The organism is Bartonella grahamii subsp. shimonis (assembly GCF_036327415.1).
In the GTDB taxonomy this organism is placed as follows: Bacteria; Pseudomonadota; Alphaproteobacteria; order Rhizobiales; family Rhizobiaceae; genus Bartonella; species Bartonella shimonis.
Genome location: NZ_CP123961.1, coordinates 696,557 through 722,514 on the forward strand (window position 1 = coordinate 696,557; position 25,958 = coordinate 722,514).

General features: G+C 36.6%; 24 protein-coding genes and 1 other RNA gene. 8 read left to right on the forward strand and 17 right to left on the reverse strand.

Annotated features, from left to right (window positions below):
- Positions 1-50: 50 nt before the first annotated feature.
- From QHG57_RS03045 to QHG57_RS03120, 16 genes are all read right to left on the reverse strand, one after another.
- Positions 51-464: a helix-turn-helix domain-containing protein gene (locus QHG57_RS03045; protein ID WP_330168649.1), complete on the reverse strand. Its 414-nt coding sequence runs from the start codon at positions 462-464 to the stop codon at positions 51-53.
- A 148-nt stretch (positions 465-612) separates the two neighbouring features.
- Entirely contained in the window at positions 613-2,247 is a 1,635-nt protein-coding gene (gene lnt / locus QHG57_RS03050; protein WP_330168650.1) for an apolipoprotein N-acyltransferase, read from the reverse strand.
- Positions 2,210-3,235: a hemolysin family protein gene (locus QHG57_RS03055; protein WP_330168651.1), complete on the reverse strand. Its 1,026-nt coding sequence runs from the start codon at positions 3,233-3,235 to the stop codon at positions 2,210-2,212. Before QHG57_RS03055 ends, lnt begins: the two co-directional genes overlap by 38 nt.
- A gap of 84 nt (positions 3,236-3,319) precedes the next feature.
- The gene (ybeY, locus tag QHG57_RS03060) at positions 3,320-3,811 is read right to left on the reverse strand and encodes an rRNA maturation RNase YbeY (protein WP_330168652.1); all 492 of its coding nucleotides are present in this window, start codon (positions 3,809-3,811) and stop codon (positions 3,320-3,322) included.
- Positions 3,808-4,932 carry a PhoH family protein gene (locus QHG57_RS03065; protein WP_330168799.1) on the reverse strand — a complete coding sequence of 375 codons (1,125 nt, stop codon included), beginning with the start codon at positions 4,930-4,932 and terminating at the stop codon, positions 3,808-3,810. Before QHG57_RS03065 ends, ybeY begins: the two co-directional genes overlap by 4 nt.
- 162 nt (positions 4,933-5,094) lie before the next feature.
- Positions 5,095-6,471 (reverse strand): tRNA (N6-isopentenyl adenosine(37)-C2)-methylthiotransferase MiaB, encoded by a 1,377-nt coding sequence (gene miaB / locus QHG57_RS03070; RefSeq protein WP_330168653.1) that lies wholly within the window; start codon positions 6,469-6,471, stop codon positions 5,095-5,097.
- Between the two features lie 31 nt (positions 6,472-6,502).
- A complete protein-coding gene (gene rimI, locus QHG57_RS03075) occupies positions 6,503-6,994 on the reverse strand; it encodes a ribosomal protein S18-alanine N-acetyltransferase (protein WP_330168654.1) in 492 nt (163 codons plus the stop codon).
- On the reverse strand, positions 6,987-7,679 hold the full coding sequence (gene tsaB / locus QHG57_RS03080; RefSeq protein WP_330169434.1) for a tRNA (adenosine(37)-N6)-threonylcarbamoyltransferase complex dimerization subunit type 1 TsaB: 693 nt from the start codon (positions 7,677-7,679) through the stop codon (positions 6,987-6,989). The genes rimI and tsaB overlap by 8 nt, the downstream gene beginning before the upstream one ends.
- 724 nt (positions 7,680-8,403) lie before the next feature.
- Positions 8,404-9,450 (reverse strand): YeiH family protein, encoded by a 1,047-nt coding sequence (locus QHG57_RS03085; protein WP_330169435.1) that lies wholly within the window; start codon positions 9,448-9,450, stop codon positions 8,404-8,406.
- 30 nt (positions 9,451-9,480) lie between these two features.
- Complete coding sequence (gene recR / locus QHG57_RS03090; RefSeq protein WP_330168657.1) at positions 9,481-10,086, reverse strand: recombination mediator RecR; 606 nt, start codon at positions 10,084-10,086, stop codon at positions 9,481-9,483.
- Between the two features lie 30 nt (positions 10,087-10,116).
- Entirely contained in the window at positions 10,117-10,440 is a 324-nt protein-coding gene (locus QHG57_RS03095) for a YbaB/EbfC family nucleoid-associated protein (protein WP_330168658.1), read from the reverse strand.
- A 14-nt stretch (positions 10,441-10,454) separates the two neighbouring features.
- The gene (locus QHG57_RS03100; protein WP_330168659.1) at positions 10,455-12,395 is read right to left on the reverse strand and encodes a DNA polymerase III subunit gamma/tau; all 1,941 of its coding nucleotides are present in this window, start codon (positions 12,393-12,395) and stop codon (positions 10,455-10,457) included.
- Between the two features lie 226 nt (positions 12,396-12,621).
- Positions 12,622-12,719: signal recognition particle sRNA small type (gene ffs / locus QHG57_RS03105), an RNA gene on the reverse strand.
- A 1,672-nt stretch (positions 12,720-14,391) separates the two neighbouring features.
- The gene (locus QHG57_RS03110; protein ID WP_330168660.1) at positions 14,392-14,796 is read right to left on the reverse strand and encodes a hypothetical protein; all 405 of its coding nucleotides are present in this window, start codon (positions 14,794-14,796) and stop codon (positions 14,392-14,394) included.
- Between the two features lie 446 nt (positions 14,797-15,242).
- Positions 15,243-16,106, reverse strand: a complete 864-nt coding sequence (locus tag QHG57_RS03115; RefSeq protein WP_330169436.1) for a prephenate dehydratase — start codon at positions 16,104-16,106, stop codon at positions 15,243-15,245.
- Entirely contained in the window at positions 16,103-16,834 is a 732-nt protein-coding gene (locus QHG57_RS03120; RefSeq protein WP_330168662.1) for a 3-deoxy-manno-octulosonate cytidylyltransferase, read from the reverse strand. Before QHG57_RS03120 ends, QHG57_RS03115 begins: the two co-directional genes overlap by 4 nt.
- A 104-nt stretch (positions 16,835-16,938) precedes the next feature.
- Here QHG57_RS03120 and QHG57_RS03125 point away from each other — a divergent pair, with 104 nt between their 5' ends.
- Both QHG57_RS03125 and QHG57_RS03130 read left to right on the forward strand, forming a co-directional pair.
- Positions 16,939-17,502, forward strand: coding sequence for a c-type cytochrome (locus QHG57_RS03125; RefSeq protein WP_330169437.1), 564 nt, complete (start codon positions 16,939-16,941; stop codon positions 17,500-17,502).
- 177 nt (positions 17,503-17,679) lie between these two features.
- The gene (locus QHG57_RS03130; RefSeq protein ID WP_330168664.1) at positions 17,680-17,964 is read left to right on the forward strand and encodes a hypothetical protein; all 285 of its coding nucleotides are present in this window, start codon (positions 17,680-17,682) and stop codon (positions 17,962-17,964) included.
- Between the two features lie 439 nt (positions 17,965-18,403).
- Here the strand turns inward: QHG57_RS03130 and QHG57_RS03135 are convergent, their stop codons facing one another.
- Positions 18,404-19,198 carry a molybdopterin-synthase adenylyltransferase MoeB gene (locus tag QHG57_RS03135; RefSeq protein ID WP_330169438.1) on the reverse strand — a complete coding sequence of 265 codons (795 nt, stop codon included), beginning with the start codon at positions 19,196-19,198 and terminating at the stop codon, positions 18,404-18,406.
- Positions 19,199-19,285: 87 nt separating this feature from the next.
- Between QHG57_RS03135 and gshB the strand changes: the two genes are divergently transcribed.
- From gshB to phoU, 6 genes are all read left to right on the forward strand, one after another.
- On the forward strand, positions 19,286-20,224 hold the full coding sequence (gene gshB, locus QHG57_RS03140; protein ID WP_330169439.1) for a glutathione synthase: 939 nt from the start codon (positions 19,286-19,288) through the stop codon (positions 20,222-20,224).
- Positions 20,225-20,367: 143 nt separating this feature from the next.
- Positions 20,368-21,414, forward strand: a complete 1,047-nt coding sequence (locus QHG57_RS03145; RefSeq protein ID WP_330168667.1) for a PstS family phosphate ABC transporter substrate-binding protein — start codon at positions 20,368-20,370, stop codon at positions 21,412-21,414.
- Positions 21,415-21,489: 75 nt separating this feature from the next.
- On the forward strand, positions 21,490-22,950 hold the full coding sequence (gene pstC, locus QHG57_RS03150) for a phosphate ABC transporter permease subunit PstC (RefSeq protein ID WP_330169440.1): 1,461 nt from the start codon (positions 21,490-21,492) through the stop codon (positions 22,948-22,950).
- Positions 22,947-24,236, forward strand: coding sequence for a phosphate ABC transporter permease PstA (pstA, locus tag QHG57_RS03155; RefSeq protein WP_330168669.1), 1,290 nt, complete (start codon positions 22,947-22,949; stop codon positions 24,234-24,236). The genes pstC and pstA overlap by 4 nt, the downstream gene beginning before the upstream one ends.
- Before the next feature lie 51 nt (positions 24,237-24,287).
- Positions 24,288-25,046 (forward strand): phosphate ABC transporter ATP-binding protein PstB, encoded by a 759-nt coding sequence (gene pstB, locus QHG57_RS03160; RefSeq protein WP_330168670.1) that lies wholly within the window; start codon positions 24,288-24,290, stop codon positions 25,044-25,046.
- Positions 25,047-25,067: 21 nt separating this feature from the next.
- Positions 25,068-25,790 (forward strand): phosphate signaling complex protein PhoU, encoded by a 723-nt coding sequence (gene phoU, locus QHG57_RS03165; protein ID WP_330169441.1) that lies wholly within the window; start codon positions 25,068-25,070, stop codon positions 25,788-25,790.
- Positions 25,791-25,958: the final 168 nt, after the last annotated feature.

A 25,958-nucleotide genomic window follows, 5' to 3' on the forward strand; every position in this document is an offset into this window, starting at 1 on the left:
ATCGTCAATGCAAATTGATATGAATAAAAGAGAAAAGATATAATTTTAATTTATAGCTTATTTGTCAAATCTTCCTCAGAAAGTGCTTTTGCCAAGTCAATAATTTTTCGACGCACTTTAGCATCAGATATATTTGTAAAAGCACGCATGAGCTGAATCCCTTCGCTGCTAGAACAAAAGTCTATAAAATTGTGATCATTTTCAGCAAAACCCTCTACTTGTTGTGAGGTAATACCTTTATCAAAAAAGTAAGAAACAGGAACATCCATAATTTCTGCTATCGCTTGAAGACGACTGGCGCCAATACGGTTTGTTCCTTTTTCATATTTTTGGATTTGCTGAAAAGTAATTCCTAACTTTTCACCTAGTTTCTCTTGGGTGAGTCCTAAAATATTACGACGTAAACGGATACGAGTTCCAACATAGATATCTATAGGGTCAGGTTTTTTTCTAGTTTCGGTCATAATGCAACTCTTTATTTCCAGCACTTTTCTTCTAAACCAACATCATATTTATGCGAAGCTGATTTATCATATAATTAAAATAGTATGTAATATTTTGTCCCAATATTACTGGTACACGCAACATAATACCGTACAAGGGGCACTTGAATCATTTAAGCTGTTTTGTAGAACCAAAACCAATACGACACAATAGCATAAGGATAAATAAGATAAAAGTAGAGAAAGTTCTGTATTTACTGCTTCCTATAGGGGTAATGGATGATGGAACTTGTGAATCAATAATGCCCACAGCATTTTGTTGAAGAGCTACAACGATTCGTCCATAAGAATCAATAACAGCTGATATTCCATTATTCGCTGCCCGTATGAGGGGGATTCCCAGTTCAACTGCACGAAGCTGTGCTTGTTGAAGATGTTGATAGGGTCCCGGTGTTACACCAAACCATGCATCATTTGTAATATTAATAATTGCTTGAGGCGGGGAGCCTTTAAAAGTCATTTCATGGGGAAATATTGCTTCATAACAAATCAAGGGTAGATAAGAAAATCCGTTTGGCATTGTAACAATTTTGCGCACACTTGCAGCACTATATCCACCAATATTATCGGCAAGGGTACGCAATCCAATTTTTTTCAATAAATTTTGATAAGGAAGGTATTCACCAAAAGGAACCAAATGAAGTTTATCGGAAGTATTTAAAATATTACCTTGAGCATTAATGACTGCAATTGTATTAAAATACTGTGTTTGGGAATGAGGTAGATCATTGCTGGCGCGTATTGCTCCAATGATAGCCCATTGTTTAGGTTTTAAAAGAGAGGCAATACGCGTTGTGATAGATGAGTTATCATAGAGGAGGTAAGGAACGGAAGCTTCAGGCCATACGATAAAATCAGGTTCTGGATTTTTGCCGATTGTTGGTGTTGCACTTAGATTCATATGTGCTTCCAACATAGCTTCTCGTGTATTATCACGCAATTTTATATTTTGTTGAATAGAAGGTTGAACAATTCGCACCCAATAATTATTTTTCTGATTTTCAGCTATATTCTCTATCGTATGGAGACGATAAAACCCAAAACCACAGTGAATGAATATAAGTGATAGGCAAAGAGAAAGTGCTGCTTTCTTTTTTTCATCCGTTAATAAAACAGTTGGCAAACTGTAGGCTAAGACAGCAAGAATATTCATTCCATAAAGTCCCACAATTGCATCAGATTGCATGAACAGTGGGGTTGGCATGGCTGTATAGCCAAGAGCATTCCATGGAAATCCTGTGAATAAAAACGCACGCAACCACTCGGCTAATCCTAATGCAAAGGCTAAAACAAAAAAGCGTTCTATTCCTTTTGTCCATAATAAACCGACAATGAAACCAGAAAGAAACCAATAAAGAGAAAGGTAGAATGGAGGACCTAAAATGGCTAACGGGACAGCCCAACCAAAAGAATCTGGATCTGTTAACAAAGCATTGCATAGCCACCAAAGTCCGAAAATAAAATAACTAAAACCAAAGGTTCCACAGCTTAAAGCGTAAATAAAAAAATGTTTTTTATTGTTTGGGGAGGACCGTATTGAGTCAAGTAAAACAATAAAAATAGGAAAAGTGAGAAAGCAAAGAGGGGTTAAATAAAAGGGTGGAAGTGCAAAGGAGGTAAGAGCGCCACATAGAAATATCCATGCCTGCCGCTTCCAGCCGGTAACAGAGAACAAAAAAACGATGAAATTATTTAAAAACACTCGACTATTCTTTAGGGATGGCATTGTTGTCAAGATTCTCATTGTTTGGAATGCGAAAAATGCGCAACCGCTTAATTCGGCGTTTATCAGCTTCTAAAATACGGAATTTATAGCCAGGGACAGCTTCAACAACTTCACCTTTTGCAGGAATACGATCAAGAATAGAGACAATTAAACCACCAATAGTATCAACATCATCACCATATTCCCCTACGATAAAATCAGGACCAAGAGCTTTCTCTACATCTTCTAGTTCAGTTCTTGCATCAACGAGCCATTTATTGTTGTGTTCGCGTACGATAGCATTGTCGACATTATCATGTTCATCTTCGATATCACCAACGACCAATTCAACAATATCTTCCATTGAAACGAGGCCATCTGTTCCCCCATGTTCATCAATAACTAAAGCCATTTGAGTTCGTGTAGTTTGCATTCGTGTTAATAATTTGCTTGCAAGCATAGAACTAGGAACAAAGAGAACAGTTCGGATCAGATCTAATTCACCGATTGGGGTATGTAAGTCTGTATGGTTTAATTGAAGCAAATCGGATTTTGGTTCGTTTTTTGTAGGGTTGATAATAAAGCGAGTCATATAGTTAAGAATATCGCGGATATGGATCATGCCGCGTGGATCATCTAAAGTTTCAGCATAAACAGGTATGCGAGAATGACCAATTTTTGCGAAACATTGAAGGGTTTCTCCAAGTGAAGTGTTTATTTCTAATGCTTCGATTTCAGAACGTGGTATCATAACATCATCCACGCGTGCTTCACGCAAGCGTAAAATATTACGCAGCATAGTACGTTCTTCAGGTGAGAAGAGAGCGGTGTCTTTTTCATTGTCAGTCGTGAGTGCAACGGTAAGATCATCACGCAGTGATGTAGACACGCAATTACGTCCCCGTAAGAATGAAAACAAATGATTCATCAGAGAATATTTTTCTGTATGATTCGTTTGTTGAGAGGAATTTTTTTCATTATTAGAAGATGTTTGACTATTATTTTGTGCATTGGTTTTGTTTGTCATGGTTTTAAAATCTTCTAAACTTTTTTTTATAATTAGATGAATGAGAGGCTTTAAATGGTATGCTTGTAATATTGATTTTAAAAGTTAAATTTTATCATTTATAAACAATTCAGCATAAGGATCTTTTATGGAAAGCTTTTGAAGAATTTCTATTTCGAGCTTTTCCATTTGATATGCTTCATTATCAGTTTCATGGTCATAGCCAAGAAGATGCAAGATACCATGAACAATCATATGCGTTAAATGGTCTTGAAATGTTTTTCCTTGTTTTTCTGCTTCGAGAACAACAGTTTCTCGGGCAATAATAATATCACCGAGCATGGGACCAGGAGGATTTCCAGCTTTAAGTGGAAAAGCAGGAAAGGATAATACATTAGTAGATTTGTTTTTGTTGCGCCATTGTGCATTGATTTGTGCCATATGTTCATCATCCGTAAAAAGCAGGCTAATCTCGCTTACAACATTTGCTAATGAAACATGACGCATAGTTGTTATTAATGCTTTTTCAGTAATATTATAAAGCATTTTCTCATCATTCCACCCTGCGCTTTTAACCATTATATCAATAATAATCATGATGAATCAAATTCATTTTTTAATGCATCGCATGCGAATAATTTTTTTTTATTTTGTATTTTAAAATCACGATCATAAGCATGAACGATAGCAGCAACAAGTGGATGGCGTATAACATCTTTTTCATCAAAATGCACAATTGCAATATTTTCTATATTTGAAAGAATGCGAATTGCTTCAATGAGACCTGATTTTTGCCCTATAGGCAAATCAATTTGGCTTACGTCACCGGTAACAATCATACGTGTTCCTTCTCCAAGACGTGTGAGAAACATCTTCATTTGCATGGGCGTACTATTTTGTGCCTCATCAAGAATAACAGCAGCATGGGCAAGTGTTCGTCCACGCATAAAGGCAAGAGGAGCAATTTCTATAACACCAGAAGCTAAAATGCGCTCGACTTTTTCAGCGGGCATCATATCATAAAGAGCATCATAAAGTGGTCGTAAATATGGGTCGACTTTTTCTTTGAGATCACCGGGAAGAAAACCAAGATGTTCTCCAGCTTCAACAGCCGGACGTGAGAGAATAATTCGTTCAATGATACCACGTTCTAGAAGCATTGCAGCATGAGCAACAGCAAGATACGTTTTGCCTGTTCCTGCTGGTCCTACACCAAACACAAGTTCAGTATGCTCCATAGCGCGTATGTAAGCGTCTTGTGTTGGAGTTCTTGCATGAATTATTTTTTTATGGGTACTCAACCGTGCAGGTATACGTTTCGTTGTAGATTTGTGTGTTATTGTGTCTTCTTTCTGCTTCTTTGATATATTTGCCATAGCAAGCGCTCCTTTTATATCTGATAAAGTGAGCTCTTGCTGTGTTTTGGCACGTTCATAAAGCTGCTGCAATACATATTGCGCACGTTTTATAACAGAAATATTTCCACGGATTAAGATTTCATTACCACGCGGATGAATACTAAGTTCGAGTTTTTTTTCGATATAAGCGAGATTTTCATCAAATTTACCAAAAACTGCTTTTGCATATTTATTATTTTCGAAAATAAAAACAACTTGGCTCGGATCTGAAGAGCTTGTTTGTTTCAAGGTATCAGCCTTTTCAAAGGACATATTTACTTTTTCTTTAATACGCATTATTTTTTCGGTTGAAGCTTTCAGCCTATTCTCCATATCTACATAAATCTTGCATATTTTGTTGAGTAAATTTTATAAAAGACAAATTTTCTTTTACAAAACTGCACGCTTTAGATGTAATCATTTTCTTTTAAAATAAAAGAGTTTCCCAAAATATTTATTGTGAACAATGTTTTAGAGGCGTGTTTATCTATTTATCACTTCACCAACAAAACTGTTTGAGCTTGCATTTTTAATATAAATTTCTATCACGCTACCTGTAGGGGCTTCTGTGTCTATGACAACAGGTAAAAGCCAAGGGGAACGTCCTACCATTTGCCCTGAGTGACGTCCTGGTTTTTCGATGAGAACATTCGTTTTTTGACCAATTTTAGAACGCAAAAACGCATTTTGTTGCTCAAGGAGAAGGACTTGTAAATGCTGAAGGCGGGCATCTTTTACAGATTCATCAACATGATTTTTCATTGTGGCTCCCACTGTTCCAGGACGGGGGGAGTATTTAAAAGAATAAGCTGAACTGTACTGTACTTGTTGAATAAGTTTAATGGTTTCTTCAAAGTCTTCATCTGTTTCTCCTGGAAACCCTACAATAAAATCGCCTGAAAAGGCAATATCTGGCCGTGCGGTTCGAATTTTTTCGATAAGATGAAGATAATGAGAGCTTTTGTGTTGGCGGTTCATAGCTTTTAAGATGCGATCTGAACCTGATTGAACAGGAAGATGGAGGTAAGGCATTAACATATCAAGATCTCGATGCGCGGCAATAAGGCTATCATCCATATCACGTGGGTGGCTAGTTGTATAACGCAAACGCTTTAAACCATCGAGTTTTGCAAGATGATAAAGAAGATCGCCAAGTCGCCAAATTTTACCATCAGCACTTTGTCCATGCCAACCATTGACATTTTGTCCAAGCAGCGTAATTTCTTTGACGCCCGCTTCAATGAGTTGAAGGGCTTCTTCAGTAATTTGCTCAACGGATCGTGATATTTCGGCACCGCGTGTATAGGGTACAACACAAAAAGTGCAAAATTTATCGCAACCTTCTTGTACTGTTAAAAATGCGCTAACACCCCGTTTTCTTACTGCATGTTTATTATGGGGCGGCAAGTGAGCAAATTTATCTTCAACAGCATAGTCTGTTTCGATAATTTTTTTCCCTTGTTGGGCTTTTTCTAACAATTCTGGCAAGCGATGATACATTTGCGGACCAATAACAAGATCCACTGTTGGAGCACGGCGCAAGATTTCACTTCCCTCAGCTTGTGCAACACAACCCGTTACACCAACCACCAGGGGTTTATCAGGTGCGCGCTCTTGACGCATAATACGCAAACGACCGAGATCAGAATAAAGTTTTTCTGCTGCTTTTTCACGAATATGACAGGTATTAACAAGAATAAGATCGGCATCATTAGGAATTTGTGTTGTGACATAACCTTGCGAACTGAGACTATCAGTCATCCGTTGGCTATCATAAACATTCATTTGACACCCATAGGTTTTGATAAAAACCTTTTTAGGAGCAACAGAAGGCGTATTTTTAGGATTTACTTTATTCATGGCGCATGTGTAAATGTTTTTTACACAAATCTCAATCTATTTGCTTAAAAGTTTTTTGCATGACAATTGCATTACCACGATCATTTTTTGACGGGTAGTAGGCAAGACGTTCAGAAATTTTTTGAAATTCAAAGCGTTGATAAAGGTTCAAAGCAGAAAGGTTTGTGGCTTCTACTTCCAAGAATAATTTTATAGCGCCCTTGTCGTGAAGATGGCGGACTGTACGATCGATAAGAAAGGTAGCAATTCCTTGTTGACGATAATGAGGGTGAACAGCAATTGTGATGATTTCTGCTTCATCAAGGACGAGACGGCATACGCAAAATCCTAAAATTTCATCAGAGCGATCACTGAGAAAAACTTTGTATCCGAAGATAGAGTGATCTGTTAAAAAATTATCAAAAGCTTGTTTTCCCCAAGAAGGGGTAAAACAATGTTGATGAATTTGATGAAGAGGAGCACTATCATTAACTTGTAGCGGCGCAATTCCAAAATTCTTTTTTGTCAATGAAAATTTAGGCATTATTTTTTTGTGGTAAAGCAAAATTGGTTTGTTGTTTTGCGTCAGCGCTGCGTAGATAGAGTGGGCAAGGTGAATTTTTTGATTGTTTGTTTGCAGCAAGATAAGCATAGTTTACAATATCAGCTGCTTCGCAGGGGATTTTTTCTAGGAAAATTTTTTCGTTTATTTTATGGTTCTTTATATGCTCCACAATGGCATCAGCAGCTGGGCCAGTCAGTCGGGTTTTTTTTGGCAAATCTTCGAGGATATTTTCAATTGTTTTTACTCCCGGCGCTCCCAAAGGTGTGAGATCATTATAAAAATTTTGATGGTAGAACATCTCTCTCCCTGCTTCAATGACAACAGTAATTGCTGATGCTGTACTTTTACTGTTTATTACTTGTGCTGCTAACGCTTCAAGAGCACTCACTCCAACAGCTGGTATTTCAAGTGCTAATGCCAAAGCGCGCGCTGTTGCAACACCGACACGTACACCGGTAAATGATCCAGGTCCAATATTGACAGCAATACGTTCAACTTGATCAAGCGCCATATTGGCTTGTGTCATTATTTGTGTAATCTGCCCAATAAGTTTTTCAGCATGCCCTTTGTTCATGCGCTCATTGATACGCGCAATAACAGACTTATGACGAATGAGCGCAGCAGCACAATAAATTGAAGCAGTATCTATAGCAAGGATAAGCATAAAAATATATTAGTTGAATAAAACGATAAACAAAAGTCCTGCTGTATTTTTAATCTTTTTATTATCGTATATTTCATTTGTAAGAAAGTTACTAGTGCCAATAAGCAACAATATCTTTTTATGGGATAGAACGAGATGTTGATTTAATCCTTACTTGTTTTCACTCTTTGAATGAATACCTTGAGTATTGTAAGATTCTCTTATTTAAAATCTACGTATGGTGAAACAATTAAAGTTATTAGCTTGTATATTACAAGCGGAGTTAGCGTATGAATAAAAACTCCTTTCACGAATCGTTTAAATGTAAGAATTGTCACAACATTTTAAGCTATTAAATAGTACGATGACGCTACTTGTATTACATAGTAAGTAAAAGTAATTTAAAAGGAGGAAAGCCATGACCCTACATTTTTTCCAAATAAGAGCATATCCTATCAGCCTTTATATAAAAACTTCAGCGTAATGAGGGCAGATGAAAGAAAGGCATTGTTTCGTATGAGTTACGTATTTTGATACTACATCATTGCAAATCATTATAGACTGCAAAGCTAATTGAAAAAGCAATTTTGACAATTTTCACTCAAATATCACAGCTATTTCAATTTTTTAATAGAATAATGAGCAGTTGTTTAGAACTATTGCTGGTTTTATGAAAAAACTGCTTTTAATATTAGTGAACCTTTGGATTGATTGCATGCTTCGTTGAAAAATAAAAATGCATATTTCAAAATGTTATATGATTCAAATCATTCAATTGTATCATGATAAGGCTACAAATACCGAGAATAATTATGGAGCAAGTTGAAGCCAAAATAACGCGCCATCCTGCTTTTTTTAATGAGCGAATATCAACGCCTAATCCTAACGCTGCCATTGAAATGACAGTCAACAACTGAGCAATTAGGTTGATGGGATTAAGTGCTTTTTCAGGGATAAGACCACTTGAACGAATAAGCATCATAAGAATAAAGCCAATGATAAACCATGGGACAAGGGTGTGTAGACGCAGGCGTGTTTGTGCTGTTTGATGATAGATGAGTGACAGAGCAAAAATAATAGGGCCTAACATGAGAACACGTACCAATTTAACAACAGTTGCAATTTGAACGCTTACAAAAGAAACAGATGCAGTTGCTGCCAAAACTTGTGGTACGGCATAAACGACCATACCAGCAAGTACACCATATTGACTAAATGACAAATTCAAAAATAGATATAAAAAAGGGAGAAATAAAATAATAACAACTCCTAAAAGAGCAGTAAAAGCAATTGATGCAGCGACTTCTTCGTGTTTTGCTTTAATGACGGGTGAAACGGCAATGATGGCTGAGTTGCCACAAATAGCATTTCCGCAAGCAATGAGCATTGCTAAATGTTTAGAAAGCCCGCAAATTCGACCAATGGCAAAGCTAAGGATAATTGTTACGAATATAACGAATATGATGCTAGAAAGTAAATTCCAACCGGCTGAAAGCACTGCGTTAATGCTAATGCTTGCTCCTAGAAGTACGATAGCAATTTCAAGAAGTGTTTTAGCACAAAAAGTTATACCTTTTTGAAAATATGTTGGCAAAGTAAAGCAACTACGGGTAACAGATCCTAAGAAAATTGCTAAAACAAGATTTTCAAACCATGCTTGCCCAAAAAGCTGCCTTTCCACGACTTCTAAACTATACGCTAAAGCTGATATGAGTAAACATACTAAAATACCAGGACCAAGGTCGTTTAAAAATGAGAGTTTTTTTTTAGCATTTGCATATTCCCCCGTCATTAAAGAGCTAAAGGTTAAGAGGAAAAAGTTTTAAAGATTTGTTCGTGCTTGTACAGCTGCTGCTAAAGTTCCATCATCAAGATAATCAAGCTCGCCTCCTACAGGAACACCATGAGCAAGTCGCGTAATTTTAACTGAAAAATTGGAAAGTTGATCGGTGATATAGTGAGCAGTTGTTTGACCTTCAACAGTTGCATTGACAGCAAGAATAATCTCCGTAATAGGGTTTTGTACAACACGTTGTATTAAGGCGGCAATGTTGAGTTCATCAGGACCTATTCCATCTAAGGGGGAGAGTCGTCCACCCAATACATGGTAACGTGCGGCTAAAGTTTTTGCGCGCTCAAGAGCCCACAGATCAGCAATATCCTCAACAACGATGATTGTTGTATCATCGCGACGCAAATCTGTACAAATTGAACAAGGATCAATGGTATCGACATTTCCACAAACAGAACAAATGCCAACTTTTTCTATAGCTGCTTGTATAGCAGCTCCTAAAGGTTCCAGCAATGTCTCCTTTTTTTTGATAAGATGAAGTGCAGCACGACGCGCTGAACGTGGACCAAGACCTGGTATACGTGATAAAATTTGAATGAGACGTTCAATCTCAGGTCCTGCAATGTATTTAGACATATTTTTGTCCCACGGAAAAAATCCATTTCATTAAAATGGAAGCTTGAAACCTGATGGGAGTGGTAGTCCTGCCGTCATACTTTTGGTTTTTTCTTCTATTACTACTTCGATTTTTGTTCTTGCTTCATTATAAGCTGCCATAATGAGATCTTCAAGAATTTCAGCTTCCTCAGGTTTGAGTAATGAAGGATCAATTTGAATTTCTGTTATAATATTTTTGCCATTTAAAGTGATATTGACGAGACCACCCCCTGCAGTTCCAGTAGCTTGCAGATTAGCTATTTCTTCCTGAATCTTCTGCATTTTTTCTTGCATTTCTTTGGCTTTTTTCATCATGCTCATCATTTCACGCATAGGAATAGGTATCCTTATTCATCATTGATATCATTTTTATTTTTAAGAATATCAGTATTTTTAAAGGTATCGGGGAGTAAATCAAGATCATTTTCTTCTTTATTGAGTCGAATATCGACAATTTTTGCTTCTGGGAAATAGTTGAGGATTTTCGCGATATCAGGATCTGTTTCTGCATTGGAAAAAAGAGTCTTTTGAATCGCTATACTTTCCTCCTGTAAGGTTGGGCCACCTCCTTCATTAACAAAAGTTATTGTCCAGCGTTTTTCAGTCCATTGAAATATCTTTTTTTCTATATCATGAGCAAGAAATTGTGGGGTATTTTCAGAAAGTCTTAAGGTAATATGCCCAGCTTCAAAAGAAACAGGATGAACAAATTCTTTAATAAGGAGTTTGAAAGGAGTGTCATTATGCTGTTCGGCTAATTGAACAATATCGTGCAAAGAATTAATCACAAGAGTTTTAGGTTGAGTAATCTTTTCTGTTGTTTGCGTGACAGAATAAGATAAATTTGCACTCTTTTCAGAACGATCAATAGATTGAGAAGTTTCAAGGGGGTCTGTTACTTCTTGGGCGTTAATTTTGTCAGTAGTGTGATTTTTAACTAAATTTTCCGGTTGTAAGGAATGATCTAATTGGTTTTTCAAGGATGTTTTTAAATTTGATTGATCTGGTAATGTATTTGAAACTCTCGAGGAAGCATGGGCTCCGACCATTGTTTCTTTTGTTATACCATTTGCATTTATCGATTCTTGATGAGAAGAGTTTTTAACCAGTGTGAGAGGTGTTTTTTCTTGCGTAAGCTTTTTTAAAGCTTCATCAAGAGTTGGTAAGTCAGCCGTGTGAGCAAGACGAATTAAAAGCATTTCAGCGGCTTGAAGCGGACGTGCAGTTTGATTAACTTCCTGTAAACCTTTCAGTAACATTTGCCAGTTTCGAGATAAAACAGGAACGGAAAGCTTTTTTGAAAAGTCTAAACTTCTTAAACGTTGTTCTTCAGTCAGTGAGAAATCTTCCACTATTTCTGGTGTAAAACGTAAACGTGTGACCAGATGATTAAAGTCGGCTAATTCTGTCAATATAGTAAGAGGATCAGCGCCTGCCTCATATTGACTGCGTAATTCATGTAATGCATTGACAACATCGCCCTTCATGATAAATTCAAAAAGATCAATAATACGTGCTTGATCCGCTAATCCTAACATTGTACGCACAGCAATAGCATTAACATTGCCGTTGCTGTGGGCAATTGCTTGATCAAAAATGGATAATGCATCGCGTGCAGAGCCTTCAGCAGCACGGGCAATTATAGAGAGTGCTTGATCTTCTACTTCTACCTTTTCATATTTCGCAATTTGGCGCAAATGTGTACTCAAAACTTTTGATTCAATGCGTCGCAAATCAAAACGTTGGCAACGCGAAAGGATTGTAATGGGAACTTTGCGAATTTCTGTTGTGGCAAAAATAAATTTTACATGGGACGGTGGTTCTTCAAGCGTTTTCAATAAACCATTAAAGGCTTGTGTCGAGAGCATATGTACTTCATCGATAATATAAACCTTATAGCGTGCAGAAACAGGACGATAGCGTATTTGTTCAATAATTTCACGAATATCATCAATGCCCGTATGAGAAGCGGCATCCATTTCTATAACATCAATATGGTGTCCCTCGATAATTTGTGTACAGTGTTCACCAAGAGAGTCCAATACGGTTGTTGGTTGGTCAATATCTTTTGTTTTATAATTAAGCGCACGTGCCAAAATACGTGCTGTTGTGGTTTTACCTACGCCACGAATCCCTGTTAACATCCACGCTTGTGCAATACGACCTTTCTCAAAGGCGTTGGTGAGAGTACGCACCATAGCTTCCTGACCAATGAGGTCAGAGAAGTTTTGAGGCCGATATTTACGAGCAAGAACACGATAGGCTGTTTCTACCGGTACATTTTTCATGAATGTTTCCAACTTCGAAGTTCTTTATGCGTACATTTTGATAATACAAAAGCGTAGGTTAATATTATATTCTCATATAAAAGGATTTTTTCTTAATCAATTTATTTTTTACGGGAAAATTTGTTTAAAAACAACCAAATCCCTTTATTTGCTGCATACAAATGCCGTTCTGAAGATTAAAAATACCTCGCTAAAAAGACAGTACAAAAATAATTTCTTCAGAAAAATAGGAGGTCGGCACGATGACCCGTACCAGAACTCGTTGGGGCTGCTTCTTTCCAGACCTGACCCAGTTGGCGAGCAGTTCGTCCATCACCAACCTCCCAAATTCATATTGTCGATTTGGAATAAAAAATCAAGCTCAGAAACGAAAAATATCCTAAGAACGACGAAGAATTTTCCTTTGTGTTTAATTTATTGACATATAAACAACAAAGAGATTGTGGGTTTATCAGTTTTCATAGCAGTCGCTCTTCATATTTATTTGGTATAAAAATATTTTTTTGCTTAAGATAATCTGAATGTATAATTATTTTCATTCGCTGCAACATGTAAGAGTTTTAGGATAGAGGCATCTATTCTGAAACTATGAAATTGAATCATCAAAAATTTACAACAGTCAAAGAAGCAAATAAAGCAGATAGATCATGTAATTGGCTAACATTCGAAAGTTAGGAGGAGGAGTGCTATTTAAATAATTATAAAATATCACTTTAATGGTGTTGCTCATCCAAAAAACAGAACACTCTAAACTGAATACATTCAATGTTGTACATTCACATGCTTTATAAAGAAATATTCTTCAGGGCTTCTAACTCTATTTTACAACATCATTTGTAAATAGTATACATACTTCCCTTGAGGTATAAATCTATAGTGTACAACCCTTTTTATGATTAATAAAAGTATAAATTGGAGCCCTCATACTATTTAACAACCCCAAAAGTTGCAATCTCCTGCACTTGAGAGGTTTTATAAGAAACCTTTTTATTTATTTTTTCAATCGTTTTTACTCACATACCATTCTCATTTGTAACTTTCAAGGAAACGATTTTAATTGATTCAATATGAAGGTTTAAGGTGGGAGGATCTTACTTTATTCGTGGTTGTAAGTCAGTATAAAAATAAAAGTCCTATAATTATAAGTCAATATCTTAAACATTTTATAAGACTACTACAGCATTTCTATAGTGAATGAGAATATTGAATACGTAATATTTTTTATTTTAACATATATGAATATAAATATTTAAGTAGATGTTATCGCTCTTTTTTGAGTTTTTGTTCTTTTAATTAAAAAACATTGATGTTCATCATAAAATGGATCAATATATCTCATCATTTGAGAAAAGATTTCATATATCCTTTAAGAGACTGTACTCATGCAAGAGAAGATGCAATATTAAGCGCTATAGAATAAGGCGGTACTAATTTTATAAGCATAAAAATGGCATTTATATATAAGCGATATTTTATCGCTTTAAATAATAAGATTCTTATTAAAGAGAGAAAAGCGAGATAAATTGTTTCATAAGCTTGGATGAATATGATTTAAAATAGAATGTAGTTTCTAGCGCGAATAGCACTGAAAAATGTGCTGAAGGTTTTTCGTATGGATCGCAGTGACGCGGTTATATTTGGAATAGCTCTATTCATTTTTCTAATTTATTCTGTTAAGCAAAATGAGAAACACGCCTATAGACAAAAAATGTTACTTCTCTTCTTAATCTAAGTGATTTGTGTAAATGCATTTTATAACGCTTTAAGCTGAATCTATTGCGAAGGCAGAACTTGTGTTACTGATTTAAAAATGAGCCTGATGGTAGAGAATACAGAACAATTTAAATTGCTGAAAAAATTCTTTAAATATTTATTTTCTATATCTATAAAAAGCTCTCCCATCAATCCAGCTTTAATAATTCATCATGCCAGATTTTGACAAAAAACAAAAAATAGGATAATTTTACTGAAGTTTAGATGCTGATGAGAAATATTATTAAAAATCTCCTGCATCACAATCTATACCAGTAACTTTTTCCTTAGTAATATTTTTAAAAGTATAATATCCTGATGAAGGGAAACCTATATCGAGGGATTTTACATCTTTGAGCGTAAAGATCTTATGTTCTTTATCATGTATTATTTTCTTTTCATCATCTGCAACGATGTGTAGTCTGTCTACGTCAGAAGGAGATGAGTATGATAAAGTAAAAGATACTTTTTCAGGTTTAAATGCTTCGCACCCATATTCAGCACCGTGCTGTATTTCATCAGGTGCACCAATTGTAACAGTTTCATCCAGCGCAAAATTCCATTTTCTCTCACCAAAGCCAGCAAATGCAACACTAGAGTAGGCGAGAATATTTGCAGCTAATAATCCTTGCGTGAAGATTTTTTTCATTATCTTCTCCTTTTTTCTAAAGTGAGATGAATCATAAATCAGTTTTTATAAATAGGAAATACAAACGTAATTCAAAAAACAGGGTTAAACAGCATTTTCTAGCTTTATAAAAAGCACATTGAAAATTATCTAAATTCAAGAGATTTAAAGACCTGTTGTCTCAATATACTCTGATGATAAGTTAAATTGTTTTTATTTTTGGTTACTGCGTTTTTTACATTGGTTTTTATACAAGTTGAATTGCTTTTTATCATGATATAATTTGTGAAAAATATTATGAAAATAATTCATATATTCTGTTATCGAATGTTATTACTCTTTTTCTGTTTTAGCTTCATAATGAAGCGCGTTTTGCATAAAAAACTAGTTTCTCCAAGACAGATTGCATTATAGGATTTTAGGATATCCTTCGGTATCATCAAAAAATGATGGCAGCTTAATTGTTTTTATATATAGGGTGTTCGATCGTTTTGTGCTGGATAAGTACCGATAATACGTAATTCTGCAGAAAAGAAAGATAATTCTTCTAAGGCAAGTTTCATCATGGGATCTTCGGGATGGCCTTCAATATCAACAAAGAATTGTGTTGCATTGAAATTTCCACCAATTTGATAGCTTTCTAATTTTGTCATATTGATACCATTCGTTGCAAATCCTCCCATAGCTTTATAGAGAGCAGCGGGGACATTGCGCACTCGAAAAAGAAGACTGGTGATAATTTTTTCGCCATTTTTAGGTTTGGGGACATATCGTTTGGAGCGTGAAAGGATGACAAAACGGGTAATATTATGAGGGTTATCTTCAACATCTCTTTCTAGAATATCAAGTCCATAGAGTTCTGCTGCGATCAGAGGCGCTAAGGCTGCCTGTGAACGTTTAGCATTTTTTTTAATAAATTTTGCAGCTCCAGCAGTGTCAGCCGAAACAACAGGTTTCCAACCGTTGTTTCGTATGATTTTTCGGCATTGTGCAAGGGCATGTGTATGGCTATGGACGGTTTTAATTTCGTCATGTGTAACGCCGGGCAAAACCATTAATTGAAAATGGATAGGTAAAAAATATTCATCAATAATATAAAGGGATGATTGCGGTAAAAGATGATGAATGTCTGCAACGCGTCCCGCAAGAGTATTTTCAATAGGAATCATAGCAAGATCAGTTTTCCCACTTTCCACTAAATTAAGGGCATCTTCAAAAGTAGCAGAGGGAACAGCATCCATATTGGGGAACATATTGGAGCAAGCAATATGGGAATTAGCGCCGTATTCTCCTTGGAAAGAAATTTTATTGTTTTTTTTAAGTATTTTCATGCTAAAATCTTACGTACTCTATCGAGATCACGTTGTGTGTCTACGCCTAAGGGAATCGTATCGACTATTTCCACATCGATGCGCATATTATGTTCTAATGCGCGTAATTGTTCAAGTTTTTCACGTTGCTCGAGTGTAGAGGGTTTGAATGATATAAATTTTTCAAGTGCTTCGCGTCGATAAGCGTATATTCCAATATGATGATAAAGGGGACCATCTCCATAAGGTGCTGTGGTGCGCGTGAAATAAAGAGCACGAAGGCGATTTTGAGAAAGCGGTGTACCAATGATTTTGACGACATTGGGATCTTTTTTTTCATTTTCTTCAATGATTTTAGCACCCAAAGTTGCAATATCAGTAAAGCTATTTTCTAAAGGGCGTAGCGCATGAATGATTTCACGAGGCATTATTGTTGGTAAGTCACCTTGTATATTTAAAATGGCATTGTAACGTTGTTTAGGATCAATACGCATTAAAGCTTCATAAATACGATCAGAGCCAGACTTATGGTCACCTTGTGTTATGATACATTCATGCCCATAATCTGTAACAGCTTTAGCGATATCATTATGATCTGTTGCAACGATCGTACGTCCTATTGCAGCTTTTTTGGCTTGTTCTGCGACATGGACAATCATCGGCTTTCCGCCAATTTCAGCGAGAGCTTTTTGAGGAAGACGGGTTGAGCCTATACGGGCAGGAATAAGAATAATTGGTTCAAGAGCCATTGTAAGATTCCAAATGTCATCTGTGATGCATTTATGATGTTGTGTGTTATAAAGAAAAAGCTTAAACTAAAAATGGTAATGAAACCGTGAAAATTTGAGTTTTTATGAATCGCTCGAGATTTACCTATTTTATTGGTGCTTGTTTATGTGTGCTGGTCATTATTGTGGGGATTTCCACACTCAGCAATATACTTTACGATCATCCTACATCAGCCCAATATCACCATACAGTTGCCAAAAATGATACATTTAAAGAAAAACAAAAGGCCTCTGATGTTTCTCTATCACTAAATAGCCGCCTTCAACAAGGCAATTTTGAAAATGGGCGTAAAATTTTTCGCCAATGTGCCATATGCCATACTTCTGGACGCAATGAAGCAGGGCGTGTTGGTCCAGTTCTTTGGGAGATTGTTAACCGCCCTTTGGCATCAGCAGCAGGTTTTGCTTATTCACGGGCATTGCGTGCGCATTCTGATCAAAAATGGGATTTTATCACTTTGGATCGCTATCTACATTCTCCACGTGAAGCTTTTCCTGGGACCATTATGTCTTTTCGTGGAATTAAAAATGACCAAGATCGTGCCGATCTTTTGCTTTATTTACGCAGTTTATCCGATCATCCTGTTCCTTTACCAATGGATAATAATAAAGCGAACGAGCCCAATTAACTTATACCATAGATGTTAATTTTAGAAAGAAGTCTGATTTTTTTGTAATTTTAGTTTCACGGTTTTATCAAAAGAGCTCTTCTTGATGTTTTGTTAGGGGGAACGCCCCTCACGCAAAACAGAACACATTTAACATTGCATGTTTACTCGTTTGTTTTAAAGAGATCTTTTAAGAAAATGCACTCTTTACGCTGTCATCTGCAGATTGGTTTTCAAGATTCGTTTGCTTTACTTTTTCTACATATGCTTGTCTGTAAAATTATCGCTGAAGGATTATCAATTCATGAGCGGCAGCTTTCTGCTTATGAACGCAATAATTATGTAATTAAAGCTCTCCATGGGGTTTATCTTAATTCTTCTATACACATCAATCCTCATGTGTTTGTCTTATGGACAGAGAGAATTGATTGTTCTTATACGTGCAATAATCATAAGTTGCATTTTATGATGCTTGATGAATAGACATTTTCTCTTGAGGTTAGAGATGTAGGTACAGATCATTGACCTTTTATAGTATCGATAACTAAAATGTGACTTAGAATATTTATTTATGGGTTATGGTTTGAAATAAGTACTTTCACATGAAGCAATTTTTATGTGTGAAGAGTAAAATAGTTGAATAGAATTCTGCTGATTATATTTTTATCTACTTTGAAAATTTTTTACACAAGAATACTGATAGAAGCTACGTTTGCACAAGCCTCTGTCCATTTATAGACGATGACATGAAATTATGCTGATAATCCATTATAGAGAATTATTTTTTTACAAAAGGTCTTCCGTATTTGTGATAAGTCTAATAGTTCCCATTGGTTACAGTGTTTCGATGACATTCGATAAAATATTAGTATTTCAATACATATTGCGAGAGTGCTAAAAATTAGTAGGAAAGGAGACATAATTATGATTCTCCAAGCTTCTTAATAACTATGGCATTTTCTTTATAATTTGAGCGTTTATAAGTAATAATATTAAATTGCGCTAATAATCCATTATAGAGAAGAATCTTTCCTACTAATGGCTCTCCGATGTTTGTGATCATTTTAATAACTTCCATTGCTTGTAAGGTCCCAATAACGCCAGGCAAAACACCGATGATTCCAGTTTCAGCGCATGTTGGGATAGTTCCGTGAGTCGGAGGGGTGGAAAATAAATCGCGATAGTGAGGGTTATTGTCTTTATACGGCATAAGGACGGTTAATGAGCCATTAAAACGTTCTACAGCACCACTTATTAAAGGTTTTTTGCATTGGGCTGCGTGATCAGCAAGAAGATAGCGTGTGGTAAAATTATCACTTCCATCAACAATGATATGGTAGGCATTGAGCAGTTTATCCACATTACTTTTATCTAGGCGTAGGGTGTGTTTTTCAACGACAACATGAGGATTTATTGCTTTTATAGTGGTTTCAGCACTGTCTGTTTTTCTTTTGTTTATTGCATTTGTTTTATGAATAACTTGGCGTTGTAAATTGGAAAGTGAAACGATGTCGTTATCGACAATTCCAAGGGTTCCAACACCAGCGGCAGCCAAGTAAGTTAAGACAGGAGCGCCAAGACCACCAGCGCCCACAACAAGAACACGTGCTTTTTTTAGCTTTTGTTGCCCAGCACCACCAATCTCAGGCAAAATGATGTGGCGTGCATAGCGTTCGATTTCTTCGTTGTTTAATTTTGTATCTGTTTCTTGTGTCATAAATTTTCTCTTGTCATAGTTCTTTTATTGTTTACTAAGTTTATGGTGCATAGACCAGTCTGCTTTTAGGATAGGGAGGATTTATTTATGAAAATTGCCATTCAAATGGACCATATTTCAACAGTTCGGATTCAAGGAGATACGACATTTGCACTCGCTTTAGCAGCGCAAGAACGTGGGCACTCTCTCTTCCATTATACACCAGATCGTTTATCTCTGTACGATGGTTGTGTGATTGCACGACTAGAGCCATTGATTGTACATGATAAAGAGGGAAGTCATTATCAATTGGAAAAGCCTGTTCGCACGGAATTAACAGATATGGATGTGGTTCTTTTACGCCAAGATCCACCTTTTGATCTCAATTATATCACAACGACTCATTTGTTAGAACGTATTCATCCTAAAACACTCGTTGTGAATGATCCAGCATGGGTACGCAACAGTCCAGAAAAAATTTTTGTTACTGAATTTTCTGATCTGATGCCAGAAACTTTAATTACCAAAGATATTGAAGAAATAACAGCTTTTAGAGAGACATTTGGCGATATTATTGTTAAACCACTTTATGGAAATGGGGGCGCTGGTATTTTTTATTTAAAACAAGATGATCGCAATTTAGCATCATTGTTGGAAATGTTTACAGAAATTTATCACGAACCTTTTATTGTTCAGCGCTATTTAGAGGCAGTACGAAAAGGAGATAAAAGGATTATTTTGCTTGATGGTACACCTGTTGGAGCTATTAATCGAATTCCGACAGAAACAGATGTGCGCTCTAATATGCATGTTGGAGGTCGTGCGGAAAATGTTGAGTTAACAAAACGTGATTATGAGATTTGTGAACGCATTGGTCCAGCTTTAAAGGAACGTGGTCTTCTTTTTGTGGGGATTGATGTGATTGGAGATTATATAACAGAAATTAATGTGACGTCTCCTACGGGAATTCGTGAAATTAAACGCTTCTGCGGTACAGATGTTGCTCATTTGTTTTGGGATGTTATTGAGTTCAAGTGTTCAAATTAATTTATTTTACAGAGGGCAAAAACATGGTTTTTAAAAAATGATTCATGTTGTTTTTTTATATTTGTTATGTTGCAAATATGAATTAGAATGACTGTATGATATAAATTAAGAGGCTTTGTACTCAATTTTTAGGGAGTTTATAGATGAGCAGAGTATTATCAATTGGAGTGGGATTGATTTTTGCGCTACTGCTGTCAGCAAATGGGGGCAATGCGCGCGATCAAATACAGATTACTGGTTCATCTACAGTTTTACCTTATCAAAAGATTGTTGCAGAGACATTTGGAGAAATTTATCCTCATTTTAAGGTTCCTGTTATCGAATCGGGTGGAACAGGGGCTGGTATTAAGGAATTCTGCCGTGGTATTGGGGAGAACACCGTTGATATTGTTAATGCTTCGCGAGCAATGAAACCGAGTGAATTACAGTCTTGTTTTGATGCTGGTGTCAAAGATGTTGAGGAAATACGTATTGGGTATGATGGCATTGTTTTTGCAACAGATATTAAGGGGCCTGATTGGAAATTACAGCCAGTAGATGTTTATAAAGCCCTTGCTGCTCGAATTATTATAGACGGAAAGTTGCAACCGAATAATGTTTTGAAATGGAGTGCAGTTAATAGTGCTCTTCCTGATTGGACGATAGCAGCGTATATTCCTGGAGAGAAGCATGGGACGCGTGAAGTTTTTGAGGAAAAACTACTTACTGAGGGATGTAAAGAGAGTGGGGCAGTTGAGGTTATGAAGTCTTTAGGAATGGATGATAAGGAGATACACACTGCTTGTATTGCGGTACGTAAGGATGGAAAAGCGGTTGATATTGATGGTGATTATTCTGAAACATTTGCGCGTTTAACTTCTAATAAAACAGGAGTTGGTATTTTGGGTTTGTCTTTTTATCAAAATAATGCTGATAGACTAAAGGTTGCCGATATTAACGGTTTTGCGCCAACAGTTGAGACGATTTTTAGTGGACAATATCCAGTTTCTCGTCCGCTTTTTTTCTATATTAAGAAAGCACATTTAGGTACTGTTGCAGGTTTGCGAGAGTATGTTGACTTTTTTCTTTCTGATCAAATGATTGGTCCAGAGGGCCCTTTAGCTGAATATGGTTTAATTGTTTCTCCTGAAAAGGAGCGTCAAGCACAGCGTTCTGATTTTTCTGCTGGTCGAGTAATGACATTGAAATAATTTGCAGGGAATAATTTGTTGGATTTCTGGGATAGAAAATTTGGGTGCTATTTTTTATAAAAACTGAAAGATAAAATGCGCATTTCCTTCATTATTTTGCTATTATTGATTTTTGGATTTTGTGGATTTTGTATTTCTTATATGCGAGCACGCACTCTTGAATACAGACAACATAAAATGCATTCTCGTGCGTATTATTATGGCTGGTGGACATTTTTGATTACTGTTATTCCAGCTTTTATTTTTTTAATTTTTTGGGATGCTGGGAGTCTAATTTATTTAGAATATAATGCCTCTCGAGAGCTTGGGGCGTATAGTGCACATGTAACAGAGCCTGTAAATCATGATCTACTTTGGGAGACACTTCGGAGTCTTGTCAAAATGATTTATCGCTTTGAGGGGAATCTTTCTACCGCTTCCTATAAGGAAGTGCAGGCACAATTACTCGCGAAAGGGTTGATTTTACCTGGTGGAGCATCGGATGATGTATTTAAAATAGCACAGTCATGGGTATTCTCTTCTGAAAAACTTAAGTTTATAGGTAATGGTTTCCTTTTTGCTATTGCGTCCGTTGGTTTTATCTATGGAATAATGCAAATTGTGCCTCATCAGCGTGCGCGCAATAAGGTTGAATCTTTTATTATTATTGGATTGGTTTGTGCATCTATTGTTGCAGTCTTGACAACAATAGCCATTGCGCTTTCTATGCTTTTTCAGGCAATAAGCTTTTTTCAGTCTGTATCTTTTTCAAATTTCTTTTTAGGAACAGTTTGGGATCCGCGTTTTTCCGCGAGCGGTTCAAGCGATGAAGGTGGGCAATTTGGTTTAATACCGCTTCTTGCTGGTACACTTTATATTGCATTTGTCGCCATGCTTTTTTCTGTACCTATAGGCCTATTTTCAGCTCTTTATATGGCGGAGTATGCTTCTGCGCGATTGCGAGCAATTGTAAAACCATTGTTGGAAGTTCTTGCTGGCATCCCCACCATTGTTTATGGTTTTTTTGCTTTGAAGGTTGTAGGACCATTTTTACGTGATCTCTCTGTTTCTCTCTCAGATGGGGTCGGTTTTATTATGGCACAAAGTGTTTTGACCGCTGGAGTTGTGATGGGAATTATGTTGATACCGTTTGTTTCCTCTTTATCGGATGATGTTATTACGGCTGTTCCACGCATTTTACGTGAAGGTTCTTATGGTTTAGGCGCAACACAATCTGAAACAATTAAAAAAGTTGTTATACCAGCAGCGCTTCCAGGGGTTATGGGAGCTATTTTGTTGACGGCATCGCGTGCAATTGGAGAAACAATGATTGTGGTTTTGGCGGCAGGTGTTGCAGCAAACTTAACACTCAATCCTTTCGAAGCAATGACGACGATGACTGTTAAGATTGTTAATCAATTGACCGGTGATTTTGAGTTTAATTCTCCACAAACTCTGGTGGCTTTTGCCTTGGGGATGACACTCTTTGTTATGACACTTTTGATGAATATTCTGGCTCTTTATATTGTGCGTAAATATAGGGAACAATATGAATGAATGAAGATTTTTTCCCTCGTCGCAATATTAGTCTCAAGCGTCGGTATTGGGCTGAACGTCGTTTTCGTGCCTATGGTTTGATTGCCATTTTTATTGGTTTGTTTTTTTTATTTGCGCTTCTATGGTCTATCATTAGTCAGGGTTATACAGCTTTTTTTCAAAGTGAAATGATATTATCGATTTATTTGGACGAAAAGATCATTGATCCAAGTGGTCAACGTAAAACAAAACCCGGAGTACTCATGACGGCGAATTATCCACTTCTTGTACGCAATGCTTTAGCAAAGAAACTTAATATAGATCAAAATGATCGAGCTTCTCTGCGGGATGTTAACCGTATGTTTTCAAATGGTGTCCGTGTTCAACTGCGTGAAATGGTGATAAAGAATCCAAAACTGATTGGTACAATGCAAAAAGTTAAAGTTTTGGCATCTGCGGATATTGATTCTGCTTATAAGGGACAGATTGATCTGCGTGTAGCAGAAAAAAACCGTAAAGTTTCTAATCGACAAGTAGAATGGATAAAGCGTTTAGCGCATGATGGTACGCTTTATAAAACATTTAATGTTGGTTTTTTTACATTTGGCGCTTCAAGTCGTCCTGAGACTGCGGGGTTAGGTGTTGCGATCATTGGTTCTCTTTATATGATAAGCATCGTTTTATTAGTTTCACTTCCGATAGGCATAGCAACGGCTCTTTATTTGGAAGAATATGCACGCAAAAGTAAATTTACAGATTTTATAGAGGTTAATATCAATAATCTTGCAGCTGTTCCTTCAATTGTGTTTGGTCTTTTAGGACTCTCTTTTTTTGTTAATTTTTTAGGATTACCCCGTTCAGCCTCTTTTGTTGGTGGTCTTGTTTTAGCGCTCATGACTCTTCCCACGATTATTATTGCAACACGTTCTGCTCTGCGTGCTGTTCCTCTCTCTATTCGTGCAGCAGCTTTAGGACTGGGAGCATCAAAAACACAAATGATTTTTCATCATGTTGTTCCTTTGGCTGCGCCTGGTATTTTAACCGGCACAATTATTGGAGTCGCTCAGGCTTTGGGTGAAACAGCTCCTTTGCTTTTAATTGGAATGGTTGCTTTTGTTGTTAATATTCCTACGACCCCCATGGATCCAGCAACGGCTTTACCTGTTCAAATTTTTATGTGGGCGGGTGAAGCGGAGCGCGCTTTTGTTGAAAAGACGTCAGGTGCTATTATTGTATTAATGATTTTTCTTGCAATCATGAATATTTCTGCGTTTTTGTTACGTCAACGATTTGAACGCCGCCAGTAGTTTTAATAAAATAACAGCTTTGATAAGATTTTTGTAAGGTGAATTTTTGTAATGAAGATTAAAATGCGCGGTCAGGATGTGAAGGTTTCTTATGGAGGCAAAGAAGCACTCCATGGTATTACACTTGATATTCCTGAACATCAAGTAACTGCTTTGATTGGTCCATCAGGATGCGGAAAGTCGACTTTTTTGCGTTGTTTTAACCGTATGAATGATACGATTGAAGGCGCTAAAACAACCGGTCTTATTACCTTAGATGGAGAGAATATTTATGACCAGAGGATTGATGTTGTAGAATTGCGTGCCCGTGTTGGAATGGTTTTTCAAAAGCCCAGTCCTTTTCCAAAATCTATATTTGAGAATGTTGCGTATGGTCCGCGCATTCATGGTTTAGTTAAAACGCGCTCTGAATTGCATGATGTAGTTGAAAAGAGTTTGAGGCAGGCAGGTTTGTTTGAAGAAGTAAAAGACCGTCTTCATGATCTTGGAACAAGTTTATCAGGGGGACAACAACAGCGTTTGTGTATTGCACGTGCTATTGCGGTTAGTCCTGAAGTTATTTTGATGGATGAGCCCTGTTCAGCTCTTGATCCCATTGCGACGGCACGGATTGAAGAGCTTATCGATGCGTTACGGCAAAATTATACAATTGTTATCGTAACGCATTCCATGCAACAGGCCGCACGTGTTTCTCAATATACGGCTATGTTTCATTTAGGGCATTTGGTAGAAGTTGGTGCGACTGAAATGATCTTTACCTCACCAAAAGAGCAACGGACACAAGATTATATTACGGGGCGTTTTGGATAGGTGAATTGAGGAGTGTAAAATATGTCTACGAACCATACTGTCCGTTCTTATGATGCAGAGCTAAAATATTTAAAAGCAAGGATTAAAGAAATGGGGAGCCATGCAGAAAGGATGATTGAACGTTCTGTCGCATCGGTTGTATGTAGTGATCTTCAACTTGCAACGTCAGTGATTGCCGATGATGCGTTTTTAGATGAAGCAGAACGTGACATTGATGAAAAAGCGGTTGCTATTATTTGCAAACGCCAACCGATGGCTGTTGATTTGCGTGAAATTATTGGAGCCATTCGTATTTCTTCTGATCTTGAGCGGATTGGGGATATGGCCAAAAACATTGCTAAAAGGACTGTTGCACTTTCAGAAATACGTCAATCTGCTTCTGTTTATCATGGGCTTGAAACAATTACAGCTTTAGCACTCAATCAATTAAAAGAAGTCTTAAATGCTTATACGAGTCGTCTATTAGAGCGTGTTGACGCTGTGCGTGAGCGTGATGAGAAGATTGATGCTTTGTATACTTCTCTTTTTCGTGAATTTTTGACATATATGATGGAAGATATGCGAAATATTACGGTTTGTACGCACTTACTGTTTTGTTTAAAAAATATTGAACGAATTGGTGATCATGTTACTAATATTGCTGAAATGCTGCATTATATCATAACGGGTTACCATATGTCTTCTGATCGTCCTCGCGATGACCTTACTTATAAAGTTGGGGTAGGTGAGAAGAAAATAGATTAAAATTTTTCTTATATGTATAAAATAAGTTTGTAGATATATGAGCATTTTCTTATAGTGCAGCTATAGAAAGAATAAGATAACCATATTATGGAAAAGCACAAAGAAGCAACAAAGAGCTTTTTCAGAGAAGCATAGTAGATTGTTAACTCTTGGTTTGACATATTTGTA